Source organism: Porcipelethomonas sp. (assembly GCF_051893655.1).
GTDB lineage: Bacteria > Bacillota > Clostridia > Oscillospirales > Ruminococcaceae > Porcipelethomonas.
On the sequence record NZ_JBJFHN010000056.1, the window covers coordinates 1 to 14,802 of the forward strand.

A 14,802-nucleotide genomic window follows, 5' to 3' on the forward strand; every position below is an offset into this window, starting at 1 on the left:
TATTCCGGCTCTTAAAATACCATTGCTCTGGATTCTTTCAACATAAACCATTGAATCTTTATATTCATCAAATATATCGTCAGACAGGTAATTATTCATTGTTTTATGTATATTGCTTATTTTGTCTGATACATCTTTATCTTCCAGATATATTTCAGGAAGAACCATGTTAAGTGCTGAGTAATTATCACCCACAATACGGGAAGTTTCTTTCCAGTATTCCGGTTCGCTTGTGTATTGGTCGCAGGCGATAACTGCCCATTTTGTTATATCAACTGATGCCTTTGGAACAAGTATATCAGCAGGTTTTAATGCATTATTCATATAGACCTCCATAAATTCAGTATAAATACATTATACACCTTTTTGAATTTTTTTCAACCACTATAGCAGTGATTTTTGAAATAATCAAATAAACTAGTATGATTTTTGTTTATATACACCATAAAAATACAGTTATTTTTGTTAAATATTCCAAAAATAATTTTTTGCAGCAACAATTTGACCGGTTTTAAGCACTAATATTATGAATCGATTCTTAAGGAGGGAATTATGACGGATTTTCAAAATGATGTAAAACTTGCAAGAAAAGGGGATACGGAAGCTTTTTCGAGACTTTATGCTGTGATTTACAAGGAAATGTATCATACGGCTTTATATAATCTTCGCAGTCCTCATGACGCCTATGATGCAGTAAGCGAAACTGTAATAGACGCATTTTCTTCAATCGGCAGACTAAAAAATGAAGATGCCTTTAAAAGCTGGATCATGAAAATACTGTTTTCAAAAATAAAGCAGAAGCAAAAGGAATATTATAAAAACGATTCAGATAATGATGACGACAGTATTAATAATCTCAGAACAGAGGACTTTGATTTTGAATACAGTGAACTTAAAAATGCTCTTGAAAGTCTTGATGATGAATCAAGAGGTATTCTTTCACTGTCAGTTCTCGGAGGATACACAAGTGAAGAAATTGCCGGAATCTACGGCTTAAAGCCATCATCTGTACGTTCAAAGCTTTCGAGAATAAAAAAAGAACTGAGACTTACCCTTACTTTATGAAAGGAGCAGCAAAATGAGAGATAAATATAATGATGAAGAAATAAAAAAAATGCTTCAGTCTGAAAATGTACCTGAAGAGCTTGAACCGGAAAATGTAAAAATTATGCTTGATAAGTTTGCCGGAGAAAAACGCCGCAAAAGGATTATAAAGCACAGGGCATTTAAAATAATTCCAGTTGCCGCTGCATTTGTTCTTACATTCGGAATTGCCAGTTCATTTTATCTTAAAAACCCTGCTAATTTTGATACTGACAAAGAGCCGGAAAATATAGTGGATTATGCTTTGGAATATCAGGAAGTCTATGACTATTTTAACCTTTCAGAGCTTTCTTTCAGCTTTAAGGACTGGCTTTTCGGTGGAACGAGCAAATCAGCTGTAGTATATGAAGAAGCCGAAGAAGATATGGCACCGATTGTGGGAGAAGAAAATGGTGTTGGGGATTCAGGTGTTTCTTCACTGAATGCACAAGGCACTGAAAATACAGATTATTCTGATACCTATAATCAGGAGGAGGGTGTTCTTGAAGCAGATATAGTGAAAACAGACGGCAGCAAAATTTATTATGCGTCAGACAATGTAATTAATATTGCGCAGATTGAAAATGGTGATTTTATGGATACCTCACAGATTTCACTTAAATCTTCTGAATATATTGAGGACTTGTATTTATATAACAACTATCTTATTGTTATATCAACAATTTATGATGATTGTTCTGATTATTACGATTCCGAATGCAGGATGTACGGCAACGGAAATACTAAAATATCAATTTATTTGCCTGACAACAATATGAGCCTTGCAGGCAGTTATGTTCAGGAAGGGTATTATAACGATGTTCGTTTGACATCAGACGGATATCTGTATCTTATATCAAACGATGAAAAGTATTTTGACAATATTGAATTTTCCGCAGATGATATTAAATATTACATTCCGAAATACTCTGTCAACGATGATGAAGAATATGTTGATTCAAAATGTATAGTAATACCGGAATGCGTTCCAGACAGACAGTATTCATACGCTGCGTATACAAATATATCAGGCTTTGACCTGAACAGCAGTACGCCGTATTCTCCGTCAGATATTAAATCAATTGCCGGATATTCAAATAATATTTACTGTTCAACAGATAATTTGTATGTTACATGGGGATATGATAAAACTGAAATTACACGTTTTGCCATAAGCGAAGGAAAAATTTCTCCGGAAGCGTCCGGTACAATTGACGGATATGTAAATGACCAGTTTTCCATGAGTGAATATGATGGTTATTTCAGAATTGCGGTAACAATAGAAAACTGGCAGGAGTCAGAAGTTTATTTTGAAGACAGTGATGTGGTTTCAAACACAGGAATAGATGAAACAAATTGTCTTTATGTTATGGATATGAATTTGTCAGTTGTCGGACAGGTGTCAGGATTTGGAGATGATGAATCCATAAAATCAGTTAATTTCAATGAAAATATGGCTTATGTTGTAACCTATATGCAGACTGACCCGCTTTTTGCCATAGATTTAAGTAATCCGGAAAATCCTGTTATTTTAGATGAATTTAAAATAAACGGCTACAGCACATATATGCAGAAATGGTCAGACAGTCTGCTTCTGGGCTTTGGAGTCAATGCAGATGAAAACGGCTTTGAAACAGGCATAAAACTTACAATGTTTGACAACAGTGATCCTGAGAATCTTAATGCAGTTTCTACAGCTGAAATAAACGGTTCAGGATATGATAACTATGTTTCTTCCGAGGCAGTATGGGAAAGAAAAGCATTGCTCATAGACAACGGCATAAATATCATAGGTGTTCCCGTAACAGAATATAGTGAAACAGCAAAAAATTATTATATATTCTATTCATTTGAAAATAATCAGCTTGTATTTAAGGGAAAAATCTATTCGTATGATTCAGGGCAGGACTTTAACAGAGCAGTTATAATAGGTGATTATGTTTATATGCTTTCAGGCACACAAATCACATCAGCAGATATTGAATCATTTACAGTAACTAAAACTGCTTCATTTGATTAAGGCAGATATTTTTCATAGATATCAAAAATATCATAAACAGAACCCCATTTATCGTCTTCCTTTGCGGCTACCGCAATATATTCTTTGTTGTCCTTTGATGCAAAGGAGGCGATACAATGTTGGGCTTCACTGGTATAGCCGGTTTTTCCGCCTTCAATTTTAACATTTTCTACCTCATCGCCATACATGCGGCTGAACATAGTACTTTCCAGAAGAATGCCCTCAGGGTGTTCTTTTGTTTTTGATGTAGTATATTGATATGTGGAGAGTATTTCACGGCATAGATCATCTTGTATTGCATAATTTAAAATAACAGCCATATCAAGAGCAGTACTGTAATGATTTTCATCGTGCAGACCGCTGGTATTAGTAAAATGAGTATTATGAAGTCCCATTTCATTTGCCTTTTCATTCATAAGAGAAACAAAATTTTCTTCTGAACCGCATATAGCTTCTGCCAGTCCCACAGTAGCGTCAGCGCCGGAGGGGAGAATGCTGCCATAAAGCATGTCCTTTATAGTTATGGTTTCATTTTCCTCAAATCCTGCACGTGAAGCGTCTGCATTTATCAGAGGATTTAAAATCTCATAGGTCATAGTAAATTTATCATCCAATGAATTCATATTTTCAACTGCAACGATAAGCGTCATAATTTTGGTCATTGAAGCAGGATACATTTTTTTGTCCGCATCTCTCTGAGCAATTACCTTATTGTCGGTCAGGTCTATAAGTACTGCATATTTGCTTGCGATAGTGCTGTCAAATTTCACAGCCTCATCCAGTCCGGACGGGTAATCTACAGTTATAATATTTTCTTCTGTAGGTATTTCAATACTTATGGTATCTGTAGTCATGCTTTCTGTCTGATCCACCAAAACTGAGTCATCTTCAGCTGATTTTATGATAAGATACAGTCCGAACAAAATGAATATGCATACTATTACAGATAAAAAAATATAAAATGTTCTGAAATTAAATTCAAATTTACCCTTGTTGTCAAACATCATTTTACCTCGATTTTTTTATTTCTTTATTATTGTATTACATTAAAAAAAATATGTCAATAATCACAGTGAAAAAAATAACCGAAAGATGTTTTTGATATTTACATTTTTTCATTCTTGTGATAAAATAATTAAATGTGATATAAACAGAAATGGAGTGCAAAAGAGTGAAACGCAGATATTATGTAATATTGATTATTTCAGCACTGATGATATGTTTCTGCATGGGAATTATATTTTATTTTTCCTCTCAGGACTGTGGTCAGACAAATATGTTAAGCCATAAATTTACAGAAAAAATTGCCGCAACTGTATTTTCAGGTTTTTCGGCAATGGATGAAAATATGAAAACAGCAGTGACGGCTGAACTTAATTTGTTTATCAGAAAACTTGCTCATTTTTCCCTTTATTTTTTAATGAGTATGGTAATTTATGTTTTTTTCTCTTTCTGGAAAAGAAAATATCTGATGTCAGGATTTTTCAGTGTACTGATATGTTTTATTTATGCGTCACTTGATGAGTATCATCAAAGCTTTGTTCCGGGAAGAACCCCTCTTGTGAAAGATGTGGTTATTGATACCTCAGGGGCATTACTGGGAAGTATATTTTGTTTTATGATAATTGCGTCATGTACATTTATTTATAATAAGTGTCGCAGAAATTAATTGTAGTAATTTTTTTCGACCTCTTTCCAGTTGATAAGACGGCAGAAGCTGTCTATGTAACGCTCACGGTGATATTGATACTGGAGATAGTAAGCATGTTCCCAGACATCTATTGGAAGCAGGGGATTGAGCCGTTGTTCTATTGGAGTTTCCTGATTTTTTAAAACTAATATGTGCATTTTTCCGGACATGTCAGAAGCAAGATATGCATAACCTGATCCGAACACTGACATAGCGGCTTCCTTAAGATTATGCAGTAAATTTTTAACACTTCCAAAATTATCACATACAATCTGTTCAAAGGAACTGCTTATTTTTCCCTTGGAAGGGTGTATCATACTGCTGAAATAAAGCTGATGATTATATGCTCCGCCGGCATTTTTTCTAATATCATTTCTTATGTCAGACGGCAGAAACGCCTGTTTTAGAATCAGAGCTTCAAGTGGAAGATTCTGATACTGAGGATAATTTTTAAGTATATCGTTGAGTTTTTTTACATAGGAAGTATAATGACCGTCATGATGTATTTTTATGGTTCTGGCATCCAGCCATGGTGACAGAGAATTTGCCGGATACGGCAGCGGTTTTACGGTAAAAGGAAAATGTTCAGGAAGATTCAATTTTATCAGCTCCTTAATTTTTCATAATAAAAATATATGTATGAACTGATGAAAAAATGCATTAAAAAACGGCAGGTAATATACTGCCGCTTTTGTTGACGTAATTTCAAAAATATGGTATAATGTTATAAATTATTTTTTAATGATACTGGAGAAAAAAATGAAGCTTAAAAATAAGATACTTGCTGTTTTTACAGCAGGTGTTATGGCAGCAGCAATATCATCTGCAGATTTATACGCATACACAAGCTTTAAAGTGTTTGCCGCGGAAAGTACAGATCTTGCAGATGAACAGGTATCGGTAATTGATTTCGGAGCAGTACCTGATGACAGCCAGGATGATGCAACTGCTATAAACAGTGCCTTGCACTGTGCTAAAGAAGATTCACAAAGCAGCATATGTGAAGTATATATACCCGAAGGAAAGTATTATATAAATTCTACCTTATTTATTTATTCAAATACCCGTCTGATTCTGGATAAAAATGCTGTTATAGTCAGCAGTTCAGACGGACCAATGCTGTGTCCTCTTGACGAAAACAACAAGGCGGACGGAACGGGAGAATACGGACTTGTACATGATATATACATATCCGGAGGTACATGGGATGCTAACGGAAACAGCGGTCAGAAAACCCTGTCCAAGGCAATAATGGTATTCCGCAACAGCACAAATATCACTGTTTCCGATACCACTCTCACCCATTGTTATGGTAATCACTTTATAATTTGCGACGGCATAGATGGATTAAACATTACTAATGTAAGCTTTAAGGACTTTGTTTCCTATACCGGTGATATTTCACAATATGACTTTTTGAAAAATATATCAGATTCGGGAAAGCAAAAGTCTGCCATTGGAGCAATTGAGGCTTTGCATATAGACTTTGCATCGGATAGTACTCCATGTAAAAATGTCAAGGTTACGAGCTGTACATTTTCAAACGTTCCAAGCGGTGTAGGTACTCATCATACAAACACTGATTATGCCTGTAATATTGATATTCACAACAATAGATTTAAGGACGTGTGGTTTACCTGCGTAAGAGCAGGAAGTTTCCAATCCTTAAAGGTCTATAATAATACTGCCGAGAGAGCAGCAGTACTGTTCAGGTCTGAGGATTCTCAGGCAGAGGTTTACAATAATACCTTTACCGGACTTTCATCTGTTCCCGAATCAAGATATGATACTTCCAGTACGATACATACGGTGCTTATTCAGGAAAACAGCAGTGTGAATTTCCATGACAATATTATAAAGTCTTCAAACGGAGTAGCTGCGTCATATATTAACAACGGATCTAAGAACAATATTTTCACGGGTAATACCATTGACGGCAGTTCCATGGACGGAATGTTTATTGAGAAGTCAACTGTCTCCGTCACTTATAATACCATAAAAAAATGCAGCCGCAGCGGCGTCAGGGCAATGGGAGCAACAGTTACCTGTATAAACAACAACATTGTTTCATGCAGCGAAAAATTTGCCGATTTCTTTTCGGGCTGCACAGCATCTTCCTGCAAGGACAACGGAATAACAAGCGGTGCTAAAAGTTATTTCGGCAGTGACTGCACAGTAAGTGTAAGCAATAATTTGCCGTCAATATCAGAAATGACCGTTTCAATTCCCAAAACAAGTTATATATATACCGGTTCAGCAATAAAACCAGCGGTAACTGTTAAAAACGGTACAACTTCTTTATCTTCCAATGATTATAAAGTCAGCTATAAGAATAATACAAATATCGGTACTGCAACAATACTTGTAGAGGGTAAGGGCAGCTACAGGGGATTTGTCAAAAAGACCTTTATAATAGAAGAGGAGATAAAGCCTGTTGCTGATACTGGTGTAAAGGGTGATGCTAATGGAGACGGAACTCTTAATGTCCGCGATGCCGCTTACATTGCAAAGCTGCTTGCACGTGGTGCGGCGGAGTTTTTGCCCCCCAGTGCTGATTATAACGGAGATGAAAAGATAAATGTCCGTGATGCGGCGGCAATTGCCAAAATGCTTTCATCTGGAACGTAAAGTTAATATTATTTAAAATCTGGAAATGAATTTTTCAGCTAAAAATAATGGAGCAGGATTTACTAAATTAATAGTTTTTCCTGCTCCAATTCTTTTATTATATTAGTATTACAAATTACTATCAAACGGCTGCCTATAATATTCCATAAAGGCAGTTGGCGTGGTGTATTATCTGCTGAGCAGTCCTTTGAGGGATTTGACCTGCTGTTCAAGTCTGCCTGCAGTTGATTCGGCTGTTGATGAAATTTCAGCGTTTTGCTGGACAACATTTGAAATTTCATTCATGCTGGCCGTAATTTGTGTAAAAGCAGTTGCCTGTGCATCTGCGGCAACAGCTATACTGTCTATAAGCTTGTTGCTTTCGCTTACTTCCTTGATCATAGAGCGTATACTTGTAGCAGTTTCGTCTGCAATTCTTGTTCCGTACTCAACAGACTGTTTTGTTTCTTCGATGAGTGCAGCTGTACCCTTTGTTGATTCCGCACTCTTATTAGCAAGATTTCTGACTTCATCTGCAACTACTGCAAAGCCTTTTCCGTGCTGACCTGCTCGTGCAGCTTCAACAGCAGCATTCAAAGCGAGGATATTTGTCTGGAACGCAATATCATCAATAGTTTTAACGATGTTGCTTATCTTATTTGAACTTTCTTCAATTTTAAGCATAGCCTTCTGCATTTCCTGCAGCTTTTCAGTACCCGAATTGAGGTAGTAAGCGGCATTGTTTGAAATACTGCTTGCATTTTTTGCAGCATCGGCACTGTCCTTTATCTGATCTGAAATTGAATTGAATGATGCAGAAATTTCCTCAATTGTAGCTGCCTGATGAGCCGAACCATCAGATATTCTTGAAGCAACCTCATTCATTTCTGCTGACTGAATACTGATATCAGAAGAGATAATATTTATTTGTTCAAAGAGATTCTGCTGTTCCTGAGTAAGAGCAGAAGTAGTTTCCATCTGTTTTTTTATATTTGAAAGCATAGAGTTGATACCATTGCTGAGAGTTTCATATTCAGGGCAGGTTCTGACATTTGCTTCGACATCAAGATTACCTGAAGATATGACCTCCATAGTAGAAAGAATATTGTTGATACCTTTGATAATAACTTTCTGAACGGTTGAATTGATAAGTAAAATAACAATAAAGAGCATTATAAGAACTGTACCAGCAAAGAATAACATAAGAGATGTTCTTCCGTTGTAAACCTCGTTTTTAGGAATAGCGGCAACTATTATGAAGTCTTCATTTTCTGTGGTAATGCAAAAAACTTTTTCACCGTTTATAGTATAAAAACTTCCGGTTTTTCCAACAGATTCAAGTAGTTTTTTTGTTATACCGGCTTCTTCAGCAGATTTTCCGATAAGAGTCTCATCAGGGAACGCAGCAATGGTATTGTCTTCCTTTGAAACTGCAAAGACATAACCTGTGTTTCCGACAGAAAAACCGTTAAGAACATTGGAAATACTGTTATTATCAATCTGATTCTGCAAACGTTCAGGAACATTTCCAATCTGAACAATACCGGTTTTGTCTTTTCTTGCAACACTTACATACTGGAATAGTTTGCCTTCTGCTCCGTTAGGCTGAGGTTCCTGTGCAATTTTAACGGATGAATCCGTGAGGATAGGCATAAACTCCTTTGCCTGGTCGCTTTCAGCAAAGTCGAAACCGAAATATTCCGGAACAGTACCCCACTGGATAACGCCTTTTTCATCTGTTACATGAAGTTCATCAACATCAAGAAGTTTTGTGATTTCCGAAAGTTTGGCAGAATCTTCGAGTATTGAAGGGTCAAGAGCGATCATTTCAGAAAAAGCGTCTGCCTTGGCGATATAGTCGGAATTAAGCTGGTCTGTCAGTTCTGCAAGTTCTGTGTCATTGGTTTCAAGGTGTTCCTGTACATCGGCTATTCTTGATGCAGATGTTGATGCCGCAGTCTTTTGCATAAGGCTTGTCTGAACCAAAAAGAAAACTGCTAGCATAAAAATGAGTGCAACGGTACACGCAATGTAGATTCGTTTATTAATTGTTTTTTTCATGAATTCCTCCGAAAGTATATTTTTTATTTTATTATAACATAATTTTTCCAATAAATCAATAGTTTTTGTGAAAATTGTCGAATTCAGAGAAACTGCATGTAAATTTACGGTATTCGGGTGAATAAACAAAGCGTTTTAACAAATACAAAGGGGGATGCTCTGCAAGAGAGAGCATCCCCTAAATTTTATAACAACAGAACAATTTTATTTCATAGATTTAACTGCCTCAAACTCATCTGTGATTTCTTTCTCCGGTGCCTTTGTAACAAGAGAAACAATCACGATAAACAGGCAGGCAACTATAAATGCCGGGAGAAGTTCGTAAATATCCCAGCCTCCGCCAAGAGGTCTTACAAGGTATTTCCATACAAAAACGGTTATTCCGCCTGATATAAGTCCGGCAATTGCACCGTATTTGTTGGAGCGTTTCCAGAACAGTGCCGCAAGGACAATTGGTCCGAATGTTGCACCAAAACCTGCCCATGCAAAGGAAACTATCTGGAATACAGAACTGTTTTTATCCCACGCAATAATTACTGAAATAACAGCAATCACCACGAGTACTATTCTTGCTGTAATCATAGACGCTTTCTGTGAAAGCTTTACCCTGAACACTCCGCCGATAATATTTTCTGATACGCTTGATGATGCCGCAAGAAGCTGTGAGTCAGAAGTGGACATGGTACTTGCCAGAATTCCGGCAATGATAAGTCCGGCTATAAGTGCTGCACCGATATTGGTTTTGCTGAGCAGACTTGAAAGCTGAATAACTATAGTTTCAGAATCTGAGCCTTCAAGTACTCCAATTTTTCCTGCACTTGTAACAGCGTTTCCGACAATACCAATAAAGATAGCAATGGCAAGTGAAATTACAACCCATACTGATGCGATTCTTCTTGAAACTTTTACCTTACTGCTGTCTTCAATAGCCATAAATCTGAGGAGAATATGAGGCATACCAAAGTAACCCAGTCCCCATGCGAGAGTTGAAATTATTTTGATTATGCCATAGTCAGAAGTACCGCCTGTAACAGCGTCATGCAGCTTGTTAAATGAAAGGTAGCCTGCAAGTGACTGTGCATTGTCAGCAACAGCGGCAAATCCGCCTGCTGAGTAAACACCGAAGCATACAATAATCAAAAGTGCAATAGTCATTACAATACTCTGGATAAGGTCAGTAGTACTTGCCGCAAGAAATCCGCCGATACTTGTATAGCAGATGATAATTACTGCACTGATTATCATTGCGACGTGATAATTTATTCCGAAAAGTGCTGAGAAAAGCTTTCCGCAGGCAGCAAATCCGGAAGCAGTGTACGGAATAAAGAAAATAAGAATAATTATCGCAGCAATTCCCATTAATATATTCTTTGAATCCCTGTAGCGGTTAGAAAAGAAATCAGGAATAGTGATTGAATTATTGCAGGTGTGGGAATAGTTGCGAAGTCTTTTCGCCACAAACAGCCAGTTTATATATGTACCCACTGCAAGACCGATAGCAGTCCAGCTTGCATCTGCAATACCGCTCAAATAAGCAACACCCGGCAGTCCCATAAGCAGCCAGCTGCTCATATCTGATGCCTCAGCACTCATAGCTGTGACGATAGGGCCTAATTTTCTTCCCCCAAGATAAAAGTCCTTGACGTCCTTTGTTCGTTTTGAACTCCATATACCAACAGTTACCATAATTCCAAGATAGCATATTATGGTTATCAGCATGGCAATATCATTTTTTGTCATTTTTTACTCCTTTAACTATATATTTTTACCGGATAATACTATTCCGGAAACGACACAAAAAGTCATTTAATTATACCATATTGTAACGAAAAATACAAGAGAAATAAATCTGTTTTGAAAAAAATAAAGCAATAATGCATAAATCTGTCATATTTTCTTTGTGAGATGTTGAAGGTCTTTGTATTTTATAATGTAAACAGCAATTTTCTTAACAATTATATATCATCAGAATAAAAGTTATAGTTTATTTATCTTAATTGCAATTTTTATGCAAATAAGTTCTCAAATAGTTGACTTTTTTGTCAGACGAAAGTATAATAAAATTATGGATTAAATAATTTATATCTGAAAGAGGTATAGTGATGAAAAGGAAAATGAATCAGTCAACTATAGTAAAAATTACAAATATTGCAGTTATTGTATTGATAATTATTGCGGCAATTATGACATATGCTATGGAAAATATTAATACTCAAATAAGTATGGCAAATGCAACAAAGGGACAGATTCAGAGTAAAACTGAAGAGTTTTATGATGCATCGGATATGATGTTTGATTCTATGAGACATTATGTGGCGACGGGTAACAGTGAGTATCTTGATGAGTATAATGCCGGAATCTCTGAGGGAGTACTTGATAACATTTACGTTGAACTGAAAGATGAAATTCGTGAATATGTGGGAACATCAGAAAATATCGACGTTCTTTATTCACTGTCACAGGAAAGAACTGATCTTGACAAAAATGTCATAGAATTTATGCAGCAGGAGGACAAGAGCAGTGCTGAAGCAGTTCTTTACGGTGAGGAATATGACGCTGTTTCAACAGAATTCGGCGAAAAATACACTGAGTTGATTGAAAAGACAGAAACAGTTTCAGAGAAAAAAATGGATGCATTGCGTACAAGAAAGAATGTATGGCGTTTTTTTGTGTACATAAGCTTTGGCATTGTTGTGCTAGCTGCAATAATGCTTATGGAAATTACAATGGTTAAGATTATCAAGCCGATACAAAGGATAAAAGAATCAATAAAGGAGCTTGCGGCGGGTAACCTTGACATTGAAGTAAAGCTTGAAGAAAATACATCTGAAATTGGTCAGATTGCAGCTGAAATGCATAATCTTATTGATTTTCAGAAAAATATTATCGCAGATATTGATTATGTTCTTGGTGAACTGGCGGCAGGTAATTTTGTGGTAAGAAGTCAGTGTGAAGCAAATTACAAGGGTGATTATAAGAATATCATTTTGTCAGTGGATAAAATCAGTAAACATCTTAATTCTGTAATGCACAATATTACAGAATCCGCAGAACAGGTTGCATCAGGTTCCGATCAGGTAGCAGGTGCATCACAGGCACTTTCACAGGGAACAACGGAGCAGGCAAGTTCTATTCAGGAAATGTCAGCAACAATTAGTGAGATTAATGATAAGGTAATGAGAAATACTCAGAATGCAAGAGAACTTAACAAAATTGCTAAAGATATGCTTGATGATATGAATCAGAGCAGTGAGCAGACAGAAAAAATGGTTGCTGCAATGAAAGAAATCAGTACTATTTCAGCTGAAATCAGCAAGATTGTAAAGACCATTGACGATATCGCATTCCAGACAAATATTCTTGCACTTAATGCGGCAGTTGAAGCGGCTCGTGCCGGTAATGCAGGTAAAGGTTTCTCTGTTGTTGCTGACGAAGTAAGAAGTCTTGCAGGTAAGTCGGCAGAGGCTGCAAGTGATACAACTGTACTTATTCAGAAGGCTATTGAAACAATTGAAAACGGTGCGAAATGTGCAGATGCAACTACAGAAGCAATGAATGTTGTTAAGCAGAAAACTCAGGGGGTTGCTGACGGTATTAACGAAATTACAAACAATTCAGAGGATCAGGCTAATGCTATCAGCCAGACTACTATCGGCATTGAGCAGATTTCAGGAGTTGTACAGTCAAATTCAGCTACTGCAGAACAGAGTGCAGCTGCTTCAGAAGAGCTTTCAGCACAGGCACAGAAACTTAAGGAACTTATGGTACAATTTAAGCTAGGCGAGGACATAGATGGTTATGACAATACAATTTCAGATGTTGTATATGAAGATACAGCAGACAGTCATATGCAGTCAGAGATAGCAGATCTTCCGGATAAATATTAAGCGAGCCGGGTAATGGCGCTAAATCAACAATTTGCATTTCAAAGGAGGATTAGGCATGAACATACTGGCGCTTGACGACGAAAAAATAGCACTTGAGGGACTTGTTTCTGCCGCAAAAAAGGCAGACCCATCCGCAGCCATATAGTTTCCGCAAGCCAAAGGAAGCACTGGAGTTCTGCCAAACTACGTCCTGTGAGGTTGCACTGCTGGATATCCAGATGCGTAACATGAGCGGTGTGGAGCTTGCAAAAGAGTTAAAGCTCCTAAACCCCGGCATCAATATCATTTACAGCGGTTATGCGAAAATGGGAATCGTAAAGGAAAAAGTGGACTGCGACTACTATGACTGGCTGGACGGTAAAATCTATGCCATCAACCTCTATCATGGAGAATACATGGCACAGTATAGCTGGGGTGAAATAACCAATGCAGGAATGAAATAAAAACATAGATGATAAAAATCCGGAAGCAAAATGTGCTTACCGGATTTTTTTGGCTTTTCCCTCAGATACAGGGGTGTTTGTGCAACACTTCATTTGTTATACTATAAGGTGAAAAATTTTTTTTTGAAAATATTTTTTCATGGACAGTCGTTTGTAATAGAGCATACAGTGACAATAACCTTCAAATTCAGGATCAGCTATTTGCACATGAAACTCTTTACACATACATTTATTGTCTTCATTATTTTCCACTCGACAAGGACAGTAACCGTCTTTTTGTTTCAGAACTTCCCGAATTGTTGCGACAATCTTTTTGTCATCATTTAACTAACTGCCATAATTAGTAGTTCTCAGCGTTTATTTCAAAGTAAGCCTGTGGGTGAGCACAAACAGGACAAACATCAGGAGCCTTGGTGCCCACTATGATATGACCACAGTTGCGGCACTCCCAAACCTTAACTTCACTCTTTTCAAACACCTGTGCGGTTTCCAGATTGTGAAGTAATGCACGGTAGCGCTCCTCGTGGTGCTTTTCAATAGCAGCAACCATACGGAACTTGGCAGCCAGATCAGTAAAGCCTTCCGCTTCGGCTGTCTTTGCAAAGCCTTCGTACATATCCGTCCATTCGTAGTTCTCGCCCTCAGCAGCAGACAGCAGATTGGCAGCAGTATCACCCAGACCATTCAGTTCCTTGAACCACATTTTGGCGTGTTCCTTCTCGTTGTCTGCAGTCTTAAGGAACAGAGCAGCCATCTGCTCGTAGCCTTCCTTCTTGGCCACAGACGCAAAGTAGGTGTATTTATTGCGAGCCTGAGATTCACCAGCAAAGGCAGCTTCCAGATTCTTTTCGGTCTGTGTACCGATATAAGGATTTTTCTTTTCTTCTTCTACAAGATTGAACTTTTCAGCAGACTGCTTGCAGACAGGACATTTCTCTGGAGGCATATCACCCTCATGTACATAACCGCATACGGAACAAACCCATTTTTTCATAACTTTTACCTCTTTCT

12 protein-coding genes are annotated in these 14,802 nt (G+C 37.3%); 6 read left to right on the top strand and 6 right to left on the bottom strand.

Annotated features, from left to right (window positions below; all coding sequences use genetic code 11):
• The coding region (locus ACI4WO_RS03295; RefSeq protein ID WP_439806131.1) for a DUF1015 family protein at positions 1 to 324 on the bottom strand (324 nt) is incomplete at its 3' end.
• 228 nt (positions 325 to 552) lie between these two features.
• Here ACI4WO_RS03295 and ACI4WO_RS03300 point away from each other — a divergent pair.
• Both ACI4WO_RS03300 and ACI4WO_RS03305 read left to right on the top strand, forming a co-directional pair.
• Positions 553 to 1,065 carry an RNA polymerase sigma factor gene (locus tag ACI4WO_RS03300; protein ID WP_439806132.1) on the top strand — a complete coding sequence of 171 codons (513 nt, stop codon included), beginning with the start codon at positions 553 to 555 and terminating at the stop codon, positions 1,063 to 1,065.
• Positions 1,066 to 1,078: 13 nt separating this feature from the next.
• Entirely contained in the window at positions 1,079 to 3,103 is a 2,025-nt protein-coding gene (locus ACI4WO_RS03305) for a beta-propeller domain-containing protein (RefSeq protein WP_439806133.1), read from the top strand.
• Here ACI4WO_RS03305 and ACI4WO_RS03310 read toward each other — a convergent pair.
• Positions 3,100 to 4,107 (bottom strand): D-alanyl-D-alanine carboxypeptidase family protein, encoded by a 1,008-nt coding sequence (locus tag ACI4WO_RS03310; RefSeq protein WP_439806134.1) that lies wholly within the window; start codon positions 4,105 to 4,107, stop codon positions 3,100 to 3,102. The two genes, ACI4WO_RS03305 and ACI4WO_RS03310, sit on opposite strands and share 4 nt — an antisense overlap.
• A gap of 167 nt (positions 4,108 to 4,274) precedes the next feature.
• Here ACI4WO_RS03310 and ACI4WO_RS03315 point away from each other — a divergent pair, with 167 nt between their 5' ends.
• Entirely contained in the window at positions 4,275 to 4,772 is a 498-nt protein-coding gene (locus ACI4WO_RS03315; RefSeq protein WP_439806135.1) for a VanZ family protein, read from the top strand.
• Here ACI4WO_RS03315 and ACI4WO_RS03320 read toward each other — a convergent pair.
• Positions 4,769 to 5,392 (bottom strand): superoxide dismutase, encoded by a 624-nt coding sequence (locus ACI4WO_RS03320; protein WP_439806136.1) that lies wholly within the window; start codon positions 5,390 to 5,392, stop codon positions 4,769 to 4,771. The two genes, ACI4WO_RS03315 and ACI4WO_RS03320, sit on opposite strands and share 4 nt — an antisense overlap.
• A 160-nt stretch (positions 5,393 to 5,552) precedes the next feature.
• On the opposite strand from ACI4WO_RS03320, the gene ACI4WO_RS03325 reads away from it, so the two are divergent.
• Entirely contained in the window at positions 5,553 to 7,421 is a 1,869-nt protein-coding gene (locus ACI4WO_RS03325) for a glycosyl hydrolase family 28-related protein (protein ID WP_439806137.1), read from the top strand.
• A gap of 168 nt (positions 7,422 to 7,589) precedes the next feature.
• On the opposite strand, the gene ACI4WO_RS03330 is transcribed toward ACI4WO_RS03325, so the two are convergent.
• Complete coding sequence (locus ACI4WO_RS03330) at positions 7,590 to 9,461, bottom strand: methyl-accepting chemotaxis protein (protein WP_439806138.1); 1,872 nt, start codon at positions 9,459 to 9,461, stop codon at positions 7,590 to 7,592.
• A gap of 204 nt (positions 9,462 to 9,665) precedes the next feature.
• On the bottom strand, positions 9,666 to 11,201 hold the full coding sequence (gene putP, locus ACI4WO_RS03335; protein ID WP_439806139.1) for a sodium/proline symporter PutP: 1,536 nt from the start codon (positions 11,199 to 11,201) through the stop codon (positions 9,666 to 9,668).
• A gap of 362 nt (positions 11,202 to 11,563) precedes the next feature.
• On the opposite strand from putP, the gene ACI4WO_RS03340 reads away from it, so the two are divergent.
• Both ACI4WO_RS03340 and ACI4WO_RS03345 read left to right on the top strand, forming a co-directional pair.
• Positions 11,564 to 13,348, top strand: a complete 1,785-nt coding sequence (locus ACI4WO_RS03340) for a methyl-accepting chemotaxis protein (RefSeq protein ID WP_439806140.1) — start codon at positions 11,564 to 11,566, stop codon at positions 13,346 to 13,348.
• Between the two features lie 107 nt (positions 13,349 to 13,455).
• Positions 13,456 to 13,791 carry a response regulator transcription factor gene (locus ACI4WO_RS03345; RefSeq protein WP_439806141.1) on the top strand — a complete coding sequence of 112 codons (336 nt, stop codon included), beginning with the start codon at positions 13,456 to 13,458 and terminating at the stop codon, positions 13,789 to 13,791.
• Between the two features lie 340 nt (positions 13,792 to 14,131).
• Here the strand turns inward: ACI4WO_RS03345 and rbr are convergent, their stop codons facing one another.
• On the bottom strand, positions 14,132 to 14,785 hold the full coding sequence (gene rbr, locus ACI4WO_RS03350; protein WP_439806142.1) for a rubrerythrin: 654 nt from the start codon (positions 14,783 to 14,785) through the stop codon (positions 14,132 to 14,134).
• Between the last annotated feature and the right edge of the window lie 17 nt (positions 14,786 to 14,802).

Bases quoted from the DNA above. Each gene is read 5' to 3' on its own strand.
- ACI4WO_RS03300 (WP_439806132.1), top strand. From the start codon at position 553: ATGACGGATTTTCAAAATGATGTAAAACTTGCAAGAAAAGGGGATACG.
- ACI4WO_RS03305 (WP_439806133.1), top strand. From the start codon at position 1,079: ATGAGAGATAAATATAATGATGAAGAAATAAAAAAAATGCTTCAGTCT.
- ACI4WO_RS03310 (WP_439806134.1), bottom strand. From the start codon at position 4,107: ATGTTTGACAACAAGGGTAAATTTGAATTTAATTTCAGAACATTTTAT.
- ACI4WO_RS03325 (WP_439806137.1), top strand. From the start codon at position 5,553: ATGAAGCTTAAAAATAAGATACTTGCTGTTTTTACAGCAGGTGTTATG.
- ACI4WO_RS03330 (WP_439806138.1), bottom strand. From the start codon at position 9,461: ATGAAAAAAACAATTAATAAACGAATCTACATTGCGTGTACCGTTGCA.
- putP (WP_439806139.1), bottom strand. From the start codon at position 11,201: ATGACAAAAAATGATATTGCCATGCTGATAACCATAATATGCTATCTT.
- ACI4WO_RS03340 (WP_439806140.1), top strand. From the start codon at position 11,564: ATGAAAAGGAAAATGAATCAGTCAACTATAGTAAAAATTACAAATATT.
- rbr (WP_439806142.1), bottom strand. From the start codon at position 14,785: ATGAAAAAATGGGTTTGTTCCGTATGCGGTTATGTACATGAGGGTGAT.